Below are 21,772 nucleotides of genomic sequence, written 5' to 3'. Positions count from 1 at the left end.
CCTCGGTCATTCGTCACCCACCTCGGACACCAGCGTGCCGTCTTCGCGGACGCGGACGTCCCACGTAGGGGGGATGACAATCGTGCTTTCGTCCTGTTCAATCACGGCCGGCCCTTCGACTGTCTGTCTCGGTTGAAGCCGCTCGCGGTGATACACAGGCGTCTCGTACTCGCCGTCTTCGAACGTCGTAGTCCTAGTTCCCTTCATCGCGTCACCGCTCGCCGCGTACTCGACGTCCGGCACCGCCCGCTCGACGGTCGCCGTGACGCGACAGTTGACCAGGTGTACCGGTTCGTCCATCTGGTACCCGTACGCGACTTCGTGCGCCTCCGCGAACCGCTCTGCAGCGTCGCGGGGACTGAACGACTCGCCGACGTCGACGGACAGTTCGAAGCTCTGGCCCGCGTAGCGCAGGTCGGCGGTGCGTTCGACCGTGGCGCGGTCGGGGGCGCTGATCTCCGCAAGCACCTGCTCCTCCAGATCAGCGTAGATACCGTCGACATCGTCAAGGTCGACAGCGGCGAGTGACCGCTGATAGGTCTTGACTGCGTCCTGTTTTTCATCTGCGGCGAGCAGCCCGTACGCGGACAGAACCCCGGAGGCTCGTGGGATAACGACGCGTTCCATGTCGAGATTGTCCGCGATTGAGACAGCATGCATCGGTCCGGCACCACCGAACGCGACGAGGCCGAACTTTCGAGGGTCGAACCCGCGCTCGACCGTGACCGACCGGATCGCACGCGTCATGTTCGCGTTGGCAACACGATATACGCCCCGTGCGGCCTCGACCGCCCCGTCCATTCCGGCCTCTTCGGCGAGGTCGGCGAGCGCATCGTAGGCCGCCTGCTCGTCCAGCGACAGTTCCCCACCGAGGCTGGTGCTGGACCCGATATAGCCGAGGACGAGATTGGCGTCTGTCACCGTCGGTTCGGTGCCGCCCCAGCCGTAGCAAGCCGGTCCAGGGTCGGACCCCGCCGAATGCGGGCCGATGCGGAGCGCACCGCCGGCGTCGACCCACGCGATCGACCCGCCACCGGCGCCAACCGTCTCGATGTCGACCAGCGGCGTCTTGATCGGCCGGTCGCTTATCGACCCGTCGGTCGTCCGCTTTACGTCGCCGTCGCGGATGAGACTAACATCACTCGACGTCCCACCCATGTCGAACGTGACGAGTCTTGCATCCTGGTCGTCAGAACCGCCACTGGACATAGCGCTCGCGCCAACGACCCCAGCTGCCGGCCCAGAGAGTGCCGTCAGCACGGCTTTCTGTCGAACTGTGTCCGCGTCGGTGATTCCCCCGTTAGCCTGCATGATGCGGGGTTGGGGCACGCCGGCGTCGGCGGCCCGTTCGGTGAGATGGCCGATGTACCTGTCGATTGCCGGTCGCACGTACGCGTCGACGACAGTCGTCGAGGTACGCTCGTACTCACGGAACTCCGCCAGGACCTCGTGCGATGCCGATACGGGAACCTCAAGTTCCTCCCGAAGCACCTCGGCGACGCGCCGCTCGTTCTGGGGATGGACGTACGCATGGAGGAGCGAGATGGCGACCGCCTCGGCACCGTCGTCGCGGATCGAATTGGCCACCTCGCGAACCTCGTCTTCGTCGACCGACTGTTTGATTCCCTCAGTCGTCGTTCGTTCGCTCACCTCGTAGCGGCGACGCCGCGGCACGAGCGGCGTCGGCTTCTCCGCCTCAAGGTCGTACAGCGACGGCCTATCTTGACGGCCGATTTCGAGGACGTCCCGGAATCCCTCGGTCGTGACCAAGGCGGTCTTCGCACCCGACTCCTCGAGGAGCGCGTTCACCGAGACGGTCATCGCGTGCGAGAAACCCTCGATATCGTCGGGCGAAATGCCGGCGTCAGCACAGGCCTTCTCGATGCCTGCCATCACGCCTTCGCTCTGACCCTCGGTGCTCGGCACCTTCGCCGTGACGAGTTCGCCGTCAACCAGTAGCGTCACGTCAGTGAACGTCCCGCCGACGTCGACACCGACAACACGGCCGGTCATCTACAGCACCCCCGCGACGCTGAGTAGGGTTCGGACGCCGAGCCAAACGACGATGATGGTGACGACGGTGCCAAGGGTGTTCGCGACGGTACTGTTCGTGTACTGACCGAGGAGGTCGTCCTGGTTCATCGCATAAATGAGGAAGACCGCGACGATGGGGAGCAAGATTCCGTTCACGACCTGTGCGAAGACGATAATCTCGACCGGACTCCCGCCGAGTAGGACGGACAGCACGCCGACCGTGAGGATGATGCCCCAGACGGCGCGGAACTTCGTGCTCTCGAGATCCGACTCCCAGCCGAGGGCGCCCGCCGTCGCCCAGGCACCTGCCAGCGGCGCCGTCGTCGCGCTTGTGAAGCCAGCAGCGAACAGACCGATGCTGAAGAATATCTTTGCGTACGGGCCAGCGAGCGGCTTGAGTTGCTCGGCCATGCGGCCGACACCGCTGAGCTCCGTTCCCGTCGGGAACGCCGCTGCAGCGGTGACCATTATCGTGATCGTGATGAAGCCACCGATGGCGATAGATAGAATCGTGTCAGTCCGTGACTGTGGCAGGTCGCCCGGGCCGGACCACCGTTCCTGGACGTTGCTCGCGTGCAGGAACAGGTTGTAGCCGACGATGGTCGTCCCGACTAGACCAGTGATCAGGTACTGCGACCCCGACGGGATGCTCGGAACGAATCCGGCGAAGATCGCACTCACGTCCGGTCCAATCAGGATGGCCGATGTGATGAACGAGAAGGCCATGATGGCGACGAGGCCCACTAGCGCTTGCTCGATTAGTTTGTATCGTCCGGTGAACAGCAGTACACCAGCGACGAGTCCCATGGTGACGGCCCACACCGTGGAGCTTATACCGGTGATCGTCGCCAGACCGGCGGCCCCACCCAGGATATTCCCGGCTTCGTACGCCGCCGTCCCGACGCCGATTGCACCGACGACGAGGAGGATGCTGATGTACTCGACGATGAGGTTGTCGAAGCGTCCCCTGAGCGCCTCGCCCAGCCCTTCGCCCGAGACGAGTCCCAGTCGCGCGGCCATCTCCTGAAGGACGATCGTCGCGATGATCGAGAATGCGATCGTCCAGAGCAGTGCATAGCCGAACCTTGCACCTGTTACGCTCGCCGTCGTTACCGTGCCGGGGCCGATGAACGCCGCTGCGACCATCGCACCTGGCCCGATTGTCTTGAGTCTTTCGACAACGTTCATTGTTATTTGCGTTATATCGTTTACCACAGTGGCTTTCATCGAGAAAAAGAGTTGTTAAGAACTGTACGCACCAGCCACATCAGAGATATGAAAACCAGCGAGTTGCAACTCAGTCTTCACACTCGGTCAACAACACCTTCGACACGCTCTCCTCGATCTCTACCTCGAAGGGGAGATCCTCGATACTCCCCTGAATGAACCGCATCATGAACCAGCGCACCGATTCGGATGGGAATACAACCTGGTAACTGTCCCCCTCCATCTTTCGGGCCGTCAGAAAACCACAGAACGAGAGCCAGTTGAGAAGCTCACCCAGCGAATCGAACCGTTTCGCGTACTCCTGAGTGTGGTAGTGGGCGACCCGATCGACCGTCTCGAGGAACTCGGAGTCGTGCTGGTCACCGTCGTCCACACGGTTCAGGAACGCATGAAGCAGGTCGACGTCTAGCAAAATGTGTTCGCCTGTCGTCAGCATCTGATAGTAGGTCTGTAGGTCGTCGCTGTTGCTCGCCTTCGCAGACTCGAAGTTCGCCGTGTAGAACGAAATCGCCTCGCGGACCACCTCGCTTCGACTCCCCTCCGTTTGCTCGGTGAGTTGCTCGAGCGCGGACCGCGAGTCATCATCAAGAGAGACCGTCACTCGGTCTGCAGGCATGGTTCGTATCTCTTCGGGACGTACTTGTATGTCACTGTCTCATTCGTCGGGGCTAAGAGAAGGACCGCAGTACGGCCGTCGGCTTCTCACCGCTCTCGAACCCCCTCACGGTGACATTCGATGAGGGGTAGATTGAGATCAGTTCGCTTGAACTCCGGATCGAGTACAGACTCCGGATTTCGCAAGCTCCAGACAGCCTCAGTGGGAAGGACTTCGGGGGACGCACGTCACCTGTACCTGACTTTCGAGGAACGATTTAGCACGGAACAACTCGAAACGTATGTCAACGATCTTGGAGTGAGAGCTGTCCCTGGAATCCGGACAACGATGACACACCACGGAGCGGGCGCACTCGTGATAGTGCCGCGGTCCACCGAGAGCCGAGCGAGCGATCCTCGTGACCGACGCTTCCGAGCAGTCGGATCCAAACCCTCTCACGCCCTCTGGTGGAGGATATCGTTCCATATCGGAACGAGGGATATCACTCCGTGCATGCGGCGCCTCTCAGACTAAATGAAGCGCAGACGGCTCGCCCCGCTCGCCGCTGCCGCCCTCCGCTTGCTCACAGGTCGTTTCACTCCCCGTTCGTATCGAGGTGCTCCCTCGTCGATGGGTCCTGGCGTTCACTCGTCGTCCGGCGACTCCTCGCGCGAGGATTCGACGCCCGGCGGGAGGTCGTCGGGACGCGCGACGATGTTCCCGCGCCCGAGTTCGATCTTCATCACCTGTCTGTCGTCGTCCATCGTTGAGAGCACCCGGCTGGTCTTGGCCTTCGACCAGCCGGTCTCCTCAACGATGGCTGTCTGCTGCATCCGGCCGTCGTGCTCGTCGAGGAGGCGGAACACCCGCTCGTCGTTCGCGAGGAATTCCGGGGGCACGTCGTCGTGGTCGGTAATCTCCGCACCCGCCGGCTCCGATTCGGAGGTGGCGTCGGCTCCGGTCGCGTCGTTCGCTCCCACTGTCGAGGCTTCTTCGAGCAGTTCGGCGTCCGCTCCACTGCCGTTCCGCCCGCCGTCAGCGCCCGCCGCTCTGTTCCCGGTGTGCGACCACCGACTCGCGCGCCGGAGGACGCCGAACGAGACGTAGCCGGTCCGAGACGCGACCGCACCGCAGAGGGCGACGACCGCGAACGCGCCGACCAGTCCGAACGTCCACGTCGGAAGGGCGTTCGACCACTTCGCGCGCACTTCCGCCAGGTCGCTCTGGCCATCGCCGTCGGTGTCAGGATTCGTCGGATCGGTGTCGTACCGCTTCACTTCTGGGCCGTCGTCGAGGCCGTCGCTATCGCTGTCGGGGTCCGTGGGGCTCGTCCCGTACCTGTTCACCTCCGTGCCGTCCTCCAGGCCGTCGCTGTCGGTGTCCTGTTCGGTCGGGTCGGTGCCGTACTCCTCGACTTCTGTGCCGTCCTCTAGGCCGTCGCCGTCCGAGTCGATCTTTAGGGGGTCTGTTCCGTACGTGTTCACTTCGAGGCTGTCGGTCAGGCCGTCGCCGTCCGTGTCCCGGTCAGTGGGGTCGGTGTTGTGCTGGTTTATCTCCGCGCCGTCGTTCAGACCGTCGCCGTCGGTGTCGGGGTTCGACGCGTTCGTCTGGTACGTGTTCACCTCGGCGCTGTCGCCTAGTCCGTCGCTGTCGGTGTCCTGCTTGTTCGGATTGGTCTCCAGCGCTAGCTCCCGCGGGTCGGCCAGGCCGTCCCCGTCGGTGTCTAGCTTCGTCGGGTCGGTGTTGTACTGGTTTATCTCCGCGCTGTCGTTCAGACCGTCGCCGTCAGTATCGTTGTTCGTGGGCGACGTGTCGTACGTCTCCAATTCGATGCCGTCCTCCAGGCCGTCGCCGTCGGTGTCAGCGGTCCGGAGGTCGGTGCCCGCGTCGACCTCGCGTTCGTTCGTCAGGCTGTCGCCGTCCAAGTCGCCGCCCTTCTCGATGACAGTGGCTGAAAGCGACCCCCGCGAGACGACCGCAGAGTCGTTCGAGGACTGGAGTTCGACGCGGACCTCCTGTTCGCCGGTGAGGGCCGACGGCCACTCCGCCACGTCGATGGTGACCGTCGTTGTGCCGTTCGCCGGGATGTCGGCAGCCCGGCAAGCGAGTTCCCGGGTCACGTTCTCCGTCGCCGACTCGGCAACGAGACAGAGCCGAGCGTCGCTCTCCGTCTCCGCGGTGGATATCGTAGTCTCGAACTGGTGGGATTCAGAGCGCCACAGCGACAGCGAGTCACGTCCGTCGGGGACAGCGGCGTCGCCAGCGTACTCAAAGCTCTCAACGTCCGGCGGTCTCGCCGTGGTCACATTGGGTACTCCGGCCACAACGCTGCCGACGACGAGACAAACGAGGAGACATGCGCGTCTGTTCATAGTGGCGAGAACCGACTGTCGGCGGACGGCTCAGTTCGCATCGGCTCTCACTGTGTGGATACGAGTGCCCGACTGGTTATTATTTCTGCCCGAGACGCAACACTTCTGGGTTGTATCCCCCATTTAAAGTGAAACGCGTGGAACAGTCGGAACACAGGACGCTTTCCTCGAAACGAGCGAAACGACTTCCCCGTTTTACCGTCCCTCCGGTCCCAGGGACAGATGCAGACATGAACTGGAAACCATCGCGGAAACCGGTCGCGGCAGTCATGGTCGCCGTCCTCCTGCTCGTGGCTGGCTGTAGCGGCCCGGGCGGGAACGGTGGCGGAGACACGGCTCCAATCACAGACGGTGGCGTCGGCGGTAACACGACGGCCGAAGACGGCATGACGACCACCGAGGAGATGACTGAAAACGGCACGACGACCGAGAACAGTGAAATGACGACAACTGGCGGCACAGGTAACGAGACGACCACTAAGAACGGAACGACCACGGTCAGCTCCTGACTGGTCGTTCGCGCGTAACTTATCCTGCCGAACCATTTTTCGGCGCGAACTCCCGACCTAGCAGCGCCGACGGCGACGAGCGCGAAGCAACGGCAGACCGACTGGCCGCAGTCAGGCGATCACGCTGCCCAACGTCGAGGCCCTGGGTGCGTATTTGAAGGCTCTCCCATCCCGACTACGACGATTTCTGGGCGGCCCATTGTGCTGCCGGGACGCGACCAGCGGACCCGGAATGTTCGAACAGCCACTCGCCCCCGAGCGCGAACAGCATATCCGTGTACGGGCTTCAACCCATCCAGGGTTCGTCTGTAACCATGCCCGATTCGGGGCACTCACGGGGTCTTTCGTCCGTCTGCACGTCCATCTTTCCTCGACCATCAGTAACCGCTCAACCCCTGAGGGTCGACGAACGAAAGAACGAATCGCGTCGCGCCAGGAAGAGTTCTTGCCCACACCGCCGTCTGGTGTAGCGCGAGGCTAGGCGCCCTTGATGAGACTGGTTGCGCCGACGGTTTCGGCGACGATCCACGCGACGAACAGGCCGTAGGCCAACAGGAGCGTCGCGGCCTCGAGGCCGGTGACCGAGAGGTCGGTGCGCAGGAACGTGAACAGAAGGACGGTGGCGAGCGTGAGCACGCCGAACATCGGGACGGCGACGGCGAAGTCCACGGGAGCGGTGCCGACGATGAGCACGCCGAGAGGGATGGCAACGAGCAGATCGAAGGTGTTCGACCCGAGGACGTTGCCGAGACTCGTGACGCCCTTGCCGGCCTTCGCCGAGCGCACGCTCACCAGCGTGTCCGGGAGACTGGTCGCCGCGGCGATGATGGTGACGCCGGCGAGGAACTCCGGGATTCCGAACGTGTGGCGGAGTGACTCGACGCTGGTGACGAGGAGTTCGACGGCGACGAGGATGACCGCCAGGCCGACCACCAGGCGTCCCCACTCGCGAGCGACGGGAACGTCGTCGGGGCTGTCGGCATCGTGGTCGCCGACGTCTTGGTACTGGATGAACAGGTAGAGACCGTAGAGGAGGAGGGGGATAGCGGCGAGGGGGCGCGTGAGCTGGCCGGCGAGCGCGGGGCCGTCGGGGACTGGTGCGTAGATGACGGCGAGCGCGAACGTGACGACGAGCGTGGAGACCGCAATCATGTAGAACTGGGCTTCCTTGTACACGATGGTGCGGTTGGTCTCGAGGTGGCCGTCCGAGGCGACGCCGGCGAGCGCGGGGATAACGAGGATGTTGAAGATGGCGGAGCCGACGATGGCGCCGACGCCCATGTTGAACGTGCCGGCGGCGGCCGTCAGCACGACGCTCGCGAGTTCCGGGAAACTCGACCCGACCGCGACAACGATAGAGCCCTGCACGACGGCGGGGAGGCCGTAGTGCGAGGAGAGGTGGTCGGCGGACTCCTCGAGCCAGCCGCTGCCGAACCAGATGAGGGCCGTTGCGGCGGCGATGACGAGCACGTTGACGGCGGGCGAGTCCGGGAGCAGACCACCGAATATCATCGTGGGAGCGGTCGAAGGGGCGCCAGTTAACAGTTGAGTTTCGTCGCCGAAATCGACGCATAACAAAGCGCCTGCCGGCACCCTCGGGGAACGATGAACACCCCGGAGACGACGATCAGCGACCAGACGGTTCTCGTGACGGGCGGCGGCGGGTTCGTGGGGAGCCACCTCGCGGACGCGCTGGTCGGCGAGAACACGGTTCGCGTGCTCGACGACTTCTCGAACGGTAGCCGGGAGAACGTGCCCGCGGCGGCGACGGTCGTCGAGGGCGATATCAGGAACCCGGAGACGCTGCAGGCGGCGACCGACGGCGTCGACCTGATTTTCCACGAGGCGGCGATGGTGAGCGTGCCGGAGTCGATCGCGAAACCCTCTGCGTGTACCCGTGTGAACCACGCCGCGGTCGTGGACCTCCTGGAGTGCGCGCGCCGTGAGGACGCGCGGTTCGTGTTCGCGTCCTCGACGGCGGTGTACGGCGACCCGGAGTACCTGCCTCTCGACGAGGAGCATCCGACCGAGCCGGTGTCACCGTACGGCATCGATAAGCTGGCGGCTGACCAGTACGTGCGCGCGGCGTGTGACCTCTACGGCGTCGAGACGGTGGCGCTCCGGTACTTCAACATCTACGGGCCGCGGCAGACGGGCGGCGAGTACGCGGGCGTCATCGCGGCGTTCTTAGAGCAGGCGGCGGCCGGGGAGTCGTTGACCGTGCACGGGTCGGGTAGCCAGACCCGGGATTTCGTCCACGTTCGCGACGTGGTGCGCGCGAATCTCGCGGCGGCGACGACAGACGCAGTCGGCGAGGCGTTCAACGTCGGCACGGGAGAGAGCGTGAGTGTGGCCGGACTCGCGAACGACGTGCAGGCGCTCACGGGTGACCGCGTGGACGTCGTGCACACGGACGCTCGGGACGGTGACATCGAGCACAACGTCGCGGACACGACGAAGGCAAGCGAGGAACTCGGGTTCGAGGCCGAGGTGGCCTTCGACGAGGGGCTCCGGGACCTCATCGAGTCGCGAGTCGAGCCGCGCGCCTGAGCGGGCGGCGGAGCGCGACGACTGTTCTTGCAGGTGTCGGTCAGCAGCGATCGACCAACTAATCGGTAGCAGGTTAGCGACCAGCCGGTCGGCAGCAGGTAGTCGACCAGCCGGTCGGCAGCGCTGGGCAGTGGAACTCGGGCTGGTAGTCAGTGTATACTCTGGCAGCGTTCGTGTGAGAACGGTAAGCAGGTGTGTAACAAAGGGGGGAGAGGTCGTCACAAGTAGATGGTGGCAGACAGCCTCCGGGCATGGACGCCACCAGCACGTCGCATCGAACTACCCACCACTCCACCCCCCGTGAGCACACCCGGCCCGGCTCACCCCTCTGTCCCACCTGCCACCGGCCGCGTTCTGGTGCGGACGTGGTCGGCCGGGACAGATTTTCTCCGAGCGACTGACCGACAGCGGCTGTTTTTCGATATCTTAACGAGAACAAGCTGACCTGTTCGTGATTCCGTCCCGTTCACACGGAGGAGGGTGGCAACTTCTGGTGGTCGGTTCGGCGCCGTGGAACGGCCCAGCGTCGTCGCTCACGGACATCGGGGCGACCAAATCCGGGGAAAATAGCGCCGAAAAACAGCCGCGAGGGCGCCGTTCAGTCGATGTAGCCGAGGCCGCGCAGTCGGTCCTCGACGTCGTCCATGTTCTCGTCCGTCTCGTCCCCATCCGTCCCGTCGTCACCGTCACGCTCGGCGTCTCCGTCCTCGTAGTCAGCCGCGTCCTCGTCGACCGCGACTGGGTCGTCGTCCTGTCTGTACTCGCGGGTCTCGACCGAGCGGCCGGCGGCCGCCGACATCGGGTCGAATATCTCCGCGAGGACGCGCCCGTCGGCGTTCTCGGGGACCGCATCGCCGAGCGCGTGCAGCACCGTCGGCGTCACGTCGAACACGGACGCGTCCTCGGGGGCCGCGCCAGCCTCGACGTCCGGGCCCCACGCGAAGAAGACGCCCTCGGGGCGGTGGTCCGCGACCTTCGAAGTCTCCCGCAGGAACACGTCGTCGGTGAGGCCGGTGTTGATCACGTGTTCGCCGATTCCGGTGACGACGAGGTCCGGGGAGTCCGGGTCCGTCGGGAACAGTTCGTCGCCGTCGTCGACGCGGAGGACGGGCTCGCCGGTCTCGGGGTCGGTGAGCGTCGCGAACAGCTCGACCAGTTCGCGCTTGAAGTCGTCGACGTCGTCGGGGTCGACGACGCCGGGGTCGAAGCGCTCGGTGTCGTTCACGTAGAGGTTCCCGGCGCCGTGGAAGAACGCCGCCGTCTCCGAGTAGTCGACGTCGTAGATGGCGTGCTCGCCGGGGATGGTGCTCGCGACGGCGTCGACCAGCGGCTTCGGCAGGCGGCCGACGAGGTCGTTCTCGTCCATTCCTGCGCGCGCGAGCAGCGACGAGACGGTGTCCTTGGTGACGCCGAGGCGGTCGAGGAGCGTCCGCGTGCTACCGTCGTCCGCCTTCCGCACGAGATGGCCGGCCTGCTCGAGAACGGCGTTGCCGCTGACGGCGCCCGACACCGGCCCGAATCCGTGGTCGGAGACGACGAACAGGTTGGCGTCGCGCTCCTCGGCGGCGTCCATCATCTCGCCGAGCGCGGCGTCCAGTCGCTCGTAGTGCTCGAGCAGGATGTCCTCGTCCCAAACGAGGTGCTGGAGGCGGTCGGGCGCGGTGAACACGAAGAAGAACAGCCGCCAGTCCCGCGCCAGGAGCGTGCGCGCGAGTTCGGCGCGGGCGTCGACCAGCGCGTCGACCTCGTCGACAAGCGCGTCGGGGTCGTCCTGGTACTTGCTCCAGTTGAGGCCGACCCGGTAGGACGGAATCTGTTCCTGGATGTGGTCCGCGAGCGACGGCGGGTGCGTGAACCCGTCGGCGTCGACGCCCGGGGCCATCATTCCGGAGACGAGCGCGCCGTCGGACTCGCTTCGCTCGGTTGAGCCACCATCGAACTCGGTCGCAGGGTACGTCATCGGGACGTTGCCGACGACCGAGGGGGACGCGATGTCCCAGATAGGGGGCTGCTCGACGTCGGCGCTGGTGTGCGTGGTGTGCGTGTGGTCGGCGCCGAGTGACTGGAACCAGTAGATGCCGTGTTTGTCCGGGCGGACGCCGGTGGCGATAGACGGCCACGCGAGCGACGTGGTCGGCGGCGTCGTGCTCTCCAGCGGGGCCGACGCGCCCGCCGAACGGAGGCGCGCGAAGTGCTCGAGGTGTCCGGCGTCGATCCACCTGTCGACGAGCGGCCACGGGACGCCGTCCATGCCGAGGACGATGGCGTCCCTGGCGTCTGGCGGCGTCGCCGTCATCTGTGCGTGCAGTCCGAGCCGGCGCGGTGGCTCCGCTGTCTCCCGCTTCGGGTCGTCCGGGGCGTCGACTGCCGGTGGAGTGGTCCTGGTCGTCTCACACCACTCGCAACGTCCACGGGCAGTTTTAGTATGGGTCGCGTACCGTCACGCTGAGTCCGGCGAGCACGGCAGTAGTTGGTTTCTATCGGCCCCGACAGTCACAACGAGGTTCAGGTGAACGAGTCGTAGAACGGTTCTGAGCTGGCCGCCACGTCGGTCTGAAGTGGGTGATGAGCGGTATCCGAGTGGGTGGAAACGGGCGGGGCGACGCCGAACGGCTACGCGGGGACCTTCGTCGGTTCGTGGAAGAAACTCATCGCGTAGTACAGCGGGCGCTCGTAGACGTCGGGTTGCTTCTCGACGGTGATGTGGGAGCCGATTTCGGCGTTGTTGAAGTGCGCGTGCTGTGGGCCCTTCAGGATGCGCGCGAGGAGACGCGGGTCCATCTGCATGCGGACGTACTCCTCGACGTCCGCGGCCTCGCTCTCGGAGAGGATTTCGGGCGAACCGCCGTCGTTCATCGCGAACGCGGCGACCTTGCCGTCCACGAGGTCGAGCAGGACCGTCGTGTCGGACTCGTAGCCGATGGCCTCGCGTTTCTCCGTCAGGTGACCGAACGCGGGGTCGAGCAGCGCCTCGAGGTCGTCGAGTGTCGGCATCTCGTCGTCCTCGTAGGGGTACGTGTGCGTGGAGAGTTCCTCCTCAATGTACTGCTCTTTGGCCTTTGGGTCGACGGGCGTGAACGGCGCGGACTGCTCACCGGTCTCGAGGTCGAGGTGTTCTTCGGCGTCGAGCAGCACGCACTCGGCGTCCTCGGGGACGTTCTCGCTCGTCTCGAAGTGGTCGCGTGCCTCGTGGCGTTCGGGCACGGCGAGGTAGTCGTTGCGCCACGCGTACTTCCCGGCGAGCGTGTAGTCGCCCGCGAACGGCATGAAGTAGTCGGGTTCGAGGACGTTCACGAACGCTTCGGCGTCCTGGTACATCTCCTCGATGACGTCCGCCTGTTCCGCGCGCAGTTGCTCCTCGGGGTAGTCGCCCATGCACTGCGGGTAGAAGTTCGCCGCGGCGTACTGCACGAGCAGCATCGTGACGTCGCCGTAGCGGTCGACGACCCGGCGGCACGCGGCGTCGCTCATCGGCCACCGGCAGTCGTTGGCGTTCACGAGTACGTCCTCGCCGTCGTCGAAGACGCCCATCGAGTCGATCTGGGTGGAGCCGTCGGTTCGCCGACCGGCGACGGAGTCCATCCACCACGAACAGCCGAAGTAACTGCCACACGCTTCGGGGTCGCAGTCGTCCGCGCCGAGGATGTTGAGGTGGAGGTCGCCCGCGAGGTGCGTGCGCTCGTCGTGGGGGAGTTCGCGCACGTCCTCGAAGCCCAGTGCCTCGATGTTCTGTCGGAGGAAGTCAGTCGCGAAGTCGTGGATGAGGACCGGTGTGTCCTCGTCGAGACGCTCCATCGTCGGGCGGTGGAAGTGGTCGGGGTGGATGTGGCTGACGTAGATGAAGTCCACGTCGGCGTAGTCCTCGGGCTCGTAGTCCAGAGGCGGGTAGTGGGCCCACGACCCATAGAACGCGCCGTCGAGCATCCAGGGGTCACACAGTACCGAAACGTCGTCGGACTCGACGACCACCGTCGAGGCGTTCAGGTGTCGTAACCGCATGGTCAGCTCTTGGTACGTTACTACCTTTGTTAGCGCCCGTTTTCGAGGGGTGGAAGCTCTCTGTGAGGTAGTTCGGCGAGTGATAGCGAGAGTCGTAGCGGGCCAGGAAGAACGGGAAGAACAGCGGAAACGGTGGGGTGGTGCGCGGGGTGATGGAGCGATACTCGGAGGGCGTCGTAGACCGCCGAACAGAGGACGATCAGAGAACGGAGGACGGTCGCAGAACGGCGGGCAGTCGAGGAACGAAGGGGGGTCAAAGAACGAGGGCAGTCAGAGAACGGACGGGGATGGGGCGGCGGTCAGCGCTCTCGGAGCGCGACCAGCGCGGCGGCGAGCACGGCGATGAGTGCGGTCACGAGACCGAACCCAGGCGTCGAACCGGACGACGCGTCACCGTCAGTCGTCCCCAGGTCGCTGTTGTCCGCGTTTGTCGTTCCCGGGTCATTGGTCGTGTCCGAGGACTGCACGGAGAACGACACCGACTTGTTGCCCAACGAGACGGTGTGGTCGCCGCTCATCTCGACGGTCGGCGTGAACGAGACCGTCTTCGTCTCGCCGGGGGCGAGCGTGACGTTCTTCGTGACGACCGATCCGTCGCTCGTCGTCAGCTCGAGCGAGTAGTTACCGGCGACGGTACCGGTGTTGGTGACCTTCGTCTGTATGATGGCGGCGTCGCCGACGCGGAGGTTCTGAGTCCGAACGGTGGGGTCCGAGACCTCGAACTCGGTGACGGCGGGCGTCACGGTGACTGTCCGGGACTTCGAGCCGACGGACACCGTGTAGTTGCCGGGTTCCTCGAAGGCGTACGTGAACGTGACGTCGGTGCGCTGGCCCGCGCCGAGGCGGACCCGCTTTTTCTCGGTGTGGTCGCCCGCGGTGAACGTCACCGTCTTGACGCCCGCAGCGTCACCGGTGTTCCGCAGCGACGCGGTGACGGTGGCGTTCTCGCCCGTAACGAGTTCGGTCGCGGCCACCGAGAAGTCCGCGAACCCGATGTTCGGAGAGGTAGCGGGCGGACTCGGGTTCGACGGTGGACTCGGATTCGACGGTGGAGTCGGGTTCGACGGCGGGTCGGGGTTGTCAGCGGGCTTCTCGACAGTGACCGTGTGGGTCACGCTCGCGTCGTTGCCCGCGGCGTCAGTCACCGTCAGCGTCACGTTGTACGTGCCGGTGGCGCTGTAGGTGTGCGAGGCGGTCTGGCCGGTAGCGGTCGCGTCGTCACCGAACGTCCACTCGTAGGACGCGATGCGGCCGTTGTCGGTGCTCCCGCTCGCGTCGACGGACAGGGACTTCCCCTTCGTGACGCTGTCCGAGAGGTCGAAGGCGGCCGTCGGCGCCGCCTCCGGGGTGACGTTGAGCGTCACTTCAGCGGACGACGTCTCGCCGTCGTTGTCGACGACGGTGACGACGACGGTGCGCTCGCCGGGCGAGCTCAGACTCGTCGTCAGCGTCGGCTGCTGGGTCGTCTCCTCGACCGGCCCTTCGCCGTCGAGGTTCCACTTGTAGGTCGTGATGTTGCCCTCGTCCGAGGACGCCGAGGCGTCGAGCGTGACGTTCGCGTTGGCCTCGACGGCGGCGGGGGCGGAGAGGTTCGCGACCGGCGGCGTCGGCGGCGGCGCCACGGTGACGACCTGGGTGTGTGTGCCGGTGTTGCCGCTCTGGTCGGTGGCCTGCAGCGTGACCGTGTAGTTGCCGGCCTTCGTGTACGTGTGCGTGATCGACTCGCCGGTGAGGTTCGTGCCGTCACCCATCGTCCAGTTGTAGCTCACGATGGTGTTGGCGTCGGTGGACGGCGACCCGGTGAACGCCACCGACTCGTTCGCGTTCACGTTCACGGGTTCGGGGCCGCTGATCTTCGCCGTCGGAACGATGGTGTCCTCGACGACCACGTCCATCGCCGCGGTAGCGGTCGCGCCCTGGGTGTCCACGGCAGTGACTTCCACCGTGTAGTTACCCGCCTCGGCGAACGTGTGTGGAACCGCGGCGGTCTTCGTGGTCACGGTCGTTCCGTCGCCGAAGTTCCACCGGTACGAGTCGACACCGACGTCGTCGGTCGACCCTGCGGCGGAGAACGTCACCACCGAGCGCGGGTCGAGGTGGATCTGCCCGTCGGCGGCGTCCTGGTAGCCGCCACCGGAGATGGACGCGGTGGGGGCCTCGTTGTTCGCCGCTCTGACCTCCACCGTCGCGAACGCGGCGTCAGAGTTGTTCGCACCGATTGCGGTGACAGACACCTTGTAGATGCCTGGTTCGCTGTACGTGTGGGAAGTCGAGGCGTTCTGCGTGCTGGTGGTCGCGCCGTCACCGAAGTTCCAGTCGTACTGGCTCGCGCTGCCCGTGGGCGTGGACGCGGAGAACGAGACGCTAGTGCCGACGCTTGTCGGGCCGGGCGCGTCGATGCTGGCGTCGATGTTCCCGTCGAGGTCGTTCTGCGCGCACGACCCCTGGTAGATGGTGACCGAGGAGGACATGTCGAGGGACACAGCGCTGCCGTCACCGGACTGGAACATCCAGGCGGTCATCTCCTGGTTGGTCGAGGATTCCTGCTCCCAGGTATCCCAGTTCGGGGCGTCCTCGTTGAACTGCGGCGTGACGGTGATACCGCTGTCGTCGGCACTCATGTCGTTGAGGCCGAGGAAGACACCACCGTCGGTCCGGCCGGCGCCCCAGAACCAGTCGATGGTGGCCGTGCCGTCCTGGAGGCTCCACTCGTCGTCCTTCAGCGGGTAGTTGTCGTCCTGGACGACCCACTCGCCGTCAGTCGGGAGCCCGGAGAGATCGAACGTGACGGTGCTGCCGCCGGGCGCGTCTCCCTGCGCGTCGTGGACCATCACGAGACTCGTCCCACCGCTCCCGTCGTAGACGTAGATGTTGCTCACCTGGTTCGACTGGATGGCGCCGTGCGAGGAGTACGTGTATCCGCCGGGTTCGGAGTTGTACGGATTCCGGTAGTCGTAGTGGTCGGCGACGGACGTCGATCCGTCGCCGACGGCGCCGACCGTGTAACATTGCCCGTTCTGTACCACTGCGTACTGTTGCGTGCCCGGAGCGCTCGCCGGCGCAGCCGTCGCCAGCGGGACGGCGCCGGCGACGGGTGCGAGCAGAACGAGTGCCGCCAGCCAGCACGCGCGTCGTGTAGTCTGTTTGCGTATCATGCTGTCTCCGGTGCGCTCGCTGTTAGGCGCATTGGCCCGTTCTTCTGACTGTTGGCGCTTTGTTATGTGTCGGCTTGTGGGTTCGAAGGAGGAACCTTCGGGAAACCACGCGGGCACAACGCGGGAGTGCGCGTCGACGGCGCGAGACGCTTCTTCGACCCCGCGTCTGGCGCATTCCGACCGCTATCAGTGGTAACGTCCCGGCAGGAACCGACTAACAATGCGGTCGAAACTGGTCTCTTTTGGTGATGAACGAACGCGGTGAGTTGCGCCGACTGTCCGAACCGCACCTCGACTGGTGGAACGACGATGTTTGAGGGACACACCGTCGCGGTCGCCATCCCCGCGTACAACGAGGAGTCCTTCGTGGCCGACGTCATCGACGCCGTCCCTGACTACGTCGACCGCGTCTACCCCGTCGACGACGGCTCGACGGACGATACGTGGCGGGAGATACGGCGCGCCGCGGACGACGTGAACCGCGAGCAGACTGATCGCACGGCGGTCATCGCCCACCCCGACCACCGCGGCGACGGCGGCACGCAGACCGGCGGGTTCGCTCGCCGCGTCGTGCCGCTGCGCCACCAGAAGAATCGTGGCGTCGGCGCCGCCATCAAGACGGCGTACCTCCGCGCACGCGAAGACGACCTGGACGTGACGGTGGTCGTCGGCGGCGACGGCCAGATGGACCCCGAGCAGATGGGCGGACTAATCCGCCCAATCGTCGACGGGCGCGTGGACTACACGAAAGGCAACCGGTTCCTCTACGACGGCGGCGTCGCCGAGATGCCGCGCCACCGCGTCGTCGGGAACGTGTTGCTCGGCCACCTCACGAAGTTCGCCTCCGGCTACTGGTCGCTCGGCGACTCCCAGTCCGGCTACACGGCCATCTCCACGCGCGCGCTCGACGCCGCCCGCATCGAGGAGATGTACGAGGACTACGGCTACTGCAACGACCTGTTGGTCCGCCTGAACGTCGCGGACTGCCGGGTCGCGGACGTCCCGCGCCCCGTCACCTACGGGGACGAGGAGAGCCACATCCGCTACCGAACGTACGTCCCGAAGGTGTCCACGCTGCTGTTGCGCGGGTTCACGCGGCGCCTCTGGCGGAACTACTTCGTGCGGGACCTCCACCCTGCCGGCCTCGGGTACGTCGCTGGCGCGCTGGGCAGTCTCGCCGGCGTAGCCCTCCTCGCCGCGTCCGCGTTCTCGCTTCTGTTGGGCGCGAGCGGTGCGTTCGCGCAGGCGAGCGTCGGCGGCCTCGCCGTCCTGCTCGGCGCGCTCCTCCTCGTCTCCGCGATGACCCTCGACCGGCAGCAGAACGAGCACCTCGCCGTCGTCGAGGACCAATGAGTCGGACGCCGGTGCTGCTCGACGACGACGAGTGGGCGCGCGTCCTCGACGCGCTCGGGGACGACGACGACGAGGGCGTCCGTGACTGCCGGGAGACCATCGCCGCGCAGGTCCGCGACGGGCGCTCGGACTGCGACAGCGGCGACCACCAGGAGACGCTCGACGCCGACACCGCCTTCGAGTTGCTCTCCGACCCCGTGCGGCGGGAGTTGCTGTGGACGTGCCGGGAGCGTGGAACCATGAGCGTCGACGATCTGGTCGACGCGGTCGCGGGGGAACTCGACTCGGACCGCGACCGCGTCGGCGTCGACCTCCACCACACGCACATCCCGAAGCTCTCGGACGCGGGCGTTCTCACCGTGGAGTCGGACACGGTCCAGTACGGCGGCGACAGACTGCTCGACTGTCTCGCCGCAGTCGACCGCGAGTAGCGCGCGTATAACCAAACGATGACCGGCCGACGTTCGGCTATGTTCGGAACGAGTGGCATCCGCGGACCGGTCGGTTCGGAGGTGACGGCGGCGCTCGCGCTCGACGTCGGGCGTGCGGTCGCCAGCGAACTGCGGGAACGAAGGACTACCGCAGACGGCGGCTCCGCGGCCGCCGACGAGGGCGCACCGCTCGCGGTCGTCGGACGCGACGCGCGCGAAACCGGCCCAGTGCTCGCGGACGCCGTCTCGGCGGGCCTCCGGGAGTGTGGCGCGGACGTCGAGCGCCTCGGGGTCGCCGCCACGCCGACCGTCGCGCGAGCGGTTCGAGCGACCAACGCGGCCGTCGGCGTCTGCGTCACGGCCTCGCACAATCCGCCCGCGGACAACGGCCTGAAACTCTGGACCGCGTCGGGGCGAGCGTACGACGTCGACGACGCAGAGCGCGTCGCCGCGCGCGTGCGCAACGACCGCTTCTCGTTCGCCGACTGGGACGGCTTTGGAACGGAGACCGACAGCCCGGACGCTGTCGAACACGGTTCGACGAGCCCTGCCTCGCAGGCTCGGCAGGACGCCGTGGAGCACAGCTCCACGAGCCCTCGCTCGGCTTCGCCTCGCCAGGACGCCGTCGAACGCCACCGCGAGGCGCTCGTCGCTGACGGGCGACAGATTATCGGGAGCGACGGCCTCGAAGGCCTGGACGCCGTGGTGGACGTCGGGAACGGCACCGGCGGCGTCACCGCGGACGCGCTCACGGAACTCGGTGCCTCGGTCACGACCCTGAACGCCCAGCCGGACGGCTGCTTCCCGGCGCGCCCGAGTGAGCCGACGGCCGAGCACTGCGAGGCGCTGACCGATCACGTCGAGGCGACCGGCGCAGACCTCGGCATCGCCCACGACGGCGACGCAGACCGCATGATGGCCGTCGACGACCACGGACGCTTCGTCTCCGGCGACGTGTTGCTCGCGTTGTTCGCACGTGACGCCGCGAGCGAGGGCGACCAGGTCGCCGTCCCCATCGACACCAGCCTCGCCGTCGACAGCGCGCTCGCCGCCGTCGGCGCGTCCGCCGTGCGCACGCCCGTCGGGGACGTCCACGTCGCGAACCGCATCGCCGAGGACGACCTGCCGTTCGGCGGCGAGCCGAGTGGCGCGTGGCTCTGGCGTGACGGCGTGCCGTGCCCGGACGGGCCGCTCGCCGCGGTCAGACTCGCCGGCCTCGTCGCCGAACGCGGGCCGCTCTCGACGCTCGTCGACGGCGTCGAGACGTACCCTCTGGAGCGCGACAGCGTCGAGACCGACCGGAAGGACGACCTGATGGAGGTCGTCGCGAACCGCGTGCGCAGGGAGTACGCGGAGGTCACGAGCATCGACGGCGTGCGCGCGACCGTCGACGGCGGCTGGTTCCTGGTGCGCGCGAGCGGCACCGAACCGCTCGTGCGACTCACCGCAGAGGCGAAAACCCCCGAGCACGCCGAGAGCCTGCTCGCTGCCGCCCGAGACGCGGTTCGCGCCGCCGAGTCAGAGCTCGCCTGACCGACTGACAGGTTACTCCCTCGTTCTGGGTAGCGTTCGAATAACAAAGCGGGATACAGCCCAACGACGACTCGATGCAGGCCGTACTGCTCGCCGCCGGACGCGGCACTCGAATGCGCCCACTCACGGACGGAACGCCCAAACCACTCCTCCCCGTTGCAGACCGCCCACTGGCCGCCCACGGCGCCGACGCCGCCGTCGAGGCCGGCGTCGACGAACTGGTCGTCGTCGTCGGATACGAGGGCGACGCGGTGCGCGAGGCGTTCGGAGAGACGTACCGCGGCGTCCCGGTGACGTACGCGGTACAGAACGAACAGCGCGGCACCGCGGACGCGGTGCGGGCCGCCCGCGAGTATCTCGACGGCGAGTTCGTGGTGTTGAACGGCGACAACCTCTACGACCCCGACGACGTCGCCGCGCTGTTCGACGCGGGGCCGGCGGTCGGCGCGTTCCACGCGGCCGAACCGTCGAACTACGGCGTGCTCTCGACGGACGGGGAGCGCGTGACCGGCATCGTGGAGAAGCCCGCCGACCCGCCGTCGAACCTCGCGAACGCCGGCGCGTACGCGTTCCCGGCGGCGGCCCTCGACTGGCTGGACGTACCCGAGAGCGAGCGCGGCGAACACGAACTCACGGACGTGCTCGCCCGGACGGTCGAGCACACGCACGTGCGGCCGGTGACGTTCGACCGGTGGCTGGACGTCGGGCGACCGTGGGAACTCCTCGAGGCCAACGAGTGGAAGTTAGCGGAACTGTCCTCGCGCGTCGACGGCGACGTGAGCGAGGACGCGACGCTGTCGGGCCGCGTCGTCGTCGAGGAGGGCGCGACGGTGGCCGCGGGCGCGACCATCGAGGGGCCGGTGTTGCTGTGCGAGGGCGCGAGCGTCGGGTCGGAGGCGACCGTTCGCGGCGCGTCCCTCGTCGGCCCCGGATGTTCGGTGGGGCCGTTCGCGGAGGTTGTGAACAGCGTCCTGATGGCCGACGTGTCAGTCGACCATCCCGCGTACGTGGGCGACAGCGTCATCGGTCGCCGCGTCGTCCTCGGTGCCGGCACGAAGGTGCATAACTTCAACCACGACGGTGAAGAGGTTATCACGACCGTGAAAAACCGTCGCGTGTCGACAGACAGAGAGCGTTTCGGCGCGGTCATCGGCGACGGTGCTCGCACGGGAGAGAACACGACGCTCGCGCCAGGTACGACGCTCGCAAGCGGGGAAACGACCGATCCGGGCGAGACCGTCTCCGAGGAGTCGTAGTTTCCGCATCGCCATCGGGTGATTACCAGGTCAATTCGTCCTCTATCGCGAGAGAAAGCTATTAATAGAGTTCTCCGCTTCGTAGGTTCACAGGCAGGTTCGAGGCGCGAGACGGATAGCACTCGACGACCAGTAATACGGCGATACAGAAGGAATCAGAGGCATCTATGTCAAACACGACAGAACTTGCGGACAACGATTCGCAGCGCATGACAGTCGACCAAGCGGACCTAAACTCGGAGAGCGAGCCGAGTCACTTCACCTGGTCAGCAGACCGAACCGTGAGCGAGCAGGTCGTACAGGCCGTCGCGGACGTCGCGGACACCTCCGTTACGGAGATCGAGCCATTGAACGACGCGGTGGACGCGGACGCGTTGAACAACCTGTTCTCCGCGAAGTTCGACGGAAGCGTGCGTCGCGGCGGCTACCTGGCCTTCGAGTACGCGAATCACTTCGTGACCGTGTTCGCCAGCGGCCGGATCGAGGTCGACGAGAGCGTGTGAGGACAGCGCGCTGAAAGCGCGCGCAACGATTCCACAAGGCTCATCGCAGCCAGAACTGGCGGGCGCGGGGGTGGCGAGAACAGTAGTCCCTGGATTCGCGGCGTACAGCACCAGTAATCCGAGATAACTTGCGCCATAGCCGCCCCGTACTACTGCAAGAAATTTATAGTAAAATATCATATCTGTTTCTTATATTGGATTAGTTATTTATAAGCGTCTGACGTGGAATCGTGTACCGACGGAAACCCGGGACTA

Annotated in this window: 15 protein-coding genes; 7 read left to right on the top strand and 8 right to left on the bottom strand. The window is 66.0% G+C overall.

The features are described 5' to 3' along the window. Nucleotides 1-6: 6 nt before the first annotated feature. The 4 genes from LT970_RS13215 to LT970_RS13200 form a co-directional block, all read right to left on the bottom strand. Entirely contained in the window at nucleotides 7-2,013 is a 2,007-nt protein-coding gene (locus LT970_RS13215) for a hydantoinase/oxoprolinase family protein (protein WP_232688824.1), read from the bottom strand. Further along, nucleotides 2,014-3,222, bottom strand: coding sequence for an Nramp family divalent metal transporter (locus tag LT970_RS13210; RefSeq protein ID WP_232688823.1), 1,209 nt, complete (start codon nucleotides 3,220-3,222; stop codon nucleotides 2,014-2,016). 109 nt (nucleotides 3,223-3,331) lie between these two features. Further along, the gene (locus LT970_RS13205; protein ID WP_232688822.1) at nucleotides 3,332-3,877 is read right to left on the bottom strand and encodes a ribbon-helix-helix protein, CopG family; all 546 of its coding nucleotides are present in this window, start codon (nucleotides 3,875-3,877) and stop codon (nucleotides 3,332-3,334) included. Between the two features lie 623 nt (nucleotides 3,878-4,500). After that, complete coding sequence (locus LT970_RS13200) at nucleotides 4,501-6,162, bottom strand: DUF7343 domain-containing protein (RefSeq protein ID WP_232688821.1); 1,662 nt, start codon at nucleotides 6,160-6,162, stop codon at nucleotides 4,501-4,503. 296 nt (nucleotides 6,163-6,458) lie between these two features. Between LT970_RS13200 and LT970_RS13195 the strand changes: the two genes are divergently transcribed. Further along, the gene (locus LT970_RS13195) at nucleotides 6,459-6,737 is read left to right on the top strand and encodes a hypothetical protein (RefSeq protein WP_232688820.1); all 279 of its coding nucleotides are present in this window, start codon (nucleotides 6,459-6,461) and stop codon (nucleotides 6,735-6,737) included. A gap of 477 nt (nucleotides 6,738-7,214) precedes the next feature. Here the strand turns inward: LT970_RS13195 and LT970_RS13190 are convergent, their stop codons facing one another. Beyond that, nucleotides 7,215-8,249, bottom strand: coding sequence for a sodium:calcium antiporter (locus LT970_RS13190; protein ID WP_232688819.1), 1,035 nt, complete (start codon nucleotides 8,247-8,249; stop codon nucleotides 7,215-7,217). Between the two features lie 93 nt (nucleotides 8,250-8,342). On the opposite strand from LT970_RS13190, the gene LT970_RS13185 reads away from it, so the two are divergent. Next, entirely contained in the window at nucleotides 8,343-9,287 is a 945-nt protein-coding gene (locus LT970_RS13185; protein ID WP_232688818.1) for an NAD-dependent epimerase/dehydratase family protein, read from the top strand. A 598-nt stretch (nucleotides 9,288-9,885) separates the two neighbouring features. Here LT970_RS13185 and LT970_RS13180 read toward each other — a convergent pair. The 3 genes from LT970_RS13180 to LT970_RS13170 form a co-directional block, all read right to left on the bottom strand. Further along, a complete protein-coding gene (locus LT970_RS13180; protein ID WP_232688817.1) occupies nucleotides 9,886-11,583 on the bottom strand; it encodes an alkaline phosphatase family protein in 1,698 nt (565 codons plus the stop codon). A 317-nt stretch (nucleotides 11,584-11,900) separates the two neighbouring features. Continuing rightward, nucleotides 11,901-13,286, bottom strand: a complete 1,386-nt coding sequence (locus LT970_RS13175) for an MBL fold metallo-hydrolase (protein ID WP_232688816.1) — start codon at nucleotides 13,284-13,286, stop codon at nucleotides 11,901-11,903. A 299-nt stretch (nucleotides 13,287-13,585) separates the two neighbouring features. Next, entirely contained in the window at nucleotides 13,586-16,441 is a 2,856-nt protein-coding gene (locus tag LT970_RS13170) for a PKD domain-containing protein (protein WP_232688815.1), read from the bottom strand. A 309-nt stretch (nucleotides 16,442-16,750) separates the two neighbouring features. On the opposite strand from LT970_RS13170, the gene LT970_RS13165 reads away from it, so the two are divergent. The 5 genes from LT970_RS13165 to LT970_RS13145 all read left to right on the top strand — a co-directional run bounded on the left by LT970_RS13165 (nucleotide 16,751) and on the right by LT970_RS13145 (nucleotide 21,517). Next, nucleotides 16,751-17,794: a glycosyltransferase family 2 protein gene (locus LT970_RS13165; protein ID WP_232688814.1), complete on the top strand. Its 1,044-nt coding sequence runs from the start codon at nucleotides 16,751-16,753 to the stop codon at nucleotides 17,792-17,794. Further along, nucleotides 17,791-18,225 (top strand): helix-turn-helix domain-containing protein, encoded by a 435-nt coding sequence (locus LT970_RS13160; protein WP_232688813.1) that lies wholly within the window; start codon nucleotides 17,791-17,793, stop codon nucleotides 18,223-18,225. The genes LT970_RS13165 and LT970_RS13160 overlap by 4 nt, the downstream gene beginning before the upstream one ends. 39 nt (nucleotides 18,226-18,264) lie before the next feature. Then, nucleotides 18,265-19,758: a phosphopentomutase/phosphoglucosamine mutase gene (locus LT970_RS13155; RefSeq protein ID WP_232688812.1), complete on the top strand. Its 1,494-nt coding sequence runs from the start codon at nucleotides 18,265-18,267 to the stop codon at nucleotides 19,756-19,758. A 74-nt stretch (nucleotides 19,759-19,832) separates the two neighbouring features. Next, nucleotides 19,833-21,014, top strand: a complete 1,182-nt coding sequence (gene glmU, locus LT970_RS13150; RefSeq protein WP_232688811.1) for a bifunctional sugar-1-phosphate nucleotidylyltransferase/acetyltransferase — start codon at nucleotides 19,833-19,835, stop codon at nucleotides 21,012-21,014. A 209-nt stretch (nucleotides 21,015-21,223) separates the two neighbouring features. Then, nucleotides 21,224-21,517, top strand: a complete 294-nt coding sequence (locus LT970_RS13145; protein ID WP_232688810.1) for a HalOD1 output domain-containing protein — start codon at nucleotides 21,224-21,226, stop codon at nucleotides 21,515-21,517. Nucleotides 21,518-21,772 lie beyond the last annotated feature (255 nt).

Source organism: Halobacterium zhouii (assembly GCF_021249405.1).
Classification (GTDB): Archaea; Halobacteriota; Halobacteria; order Halobacteriales; family Halobacteriaceae; genus Halobacterium; species Halobacterium zhouii.
This window is presented reverse-complemented; position numbering and strand designations above follow the sequence as displayed.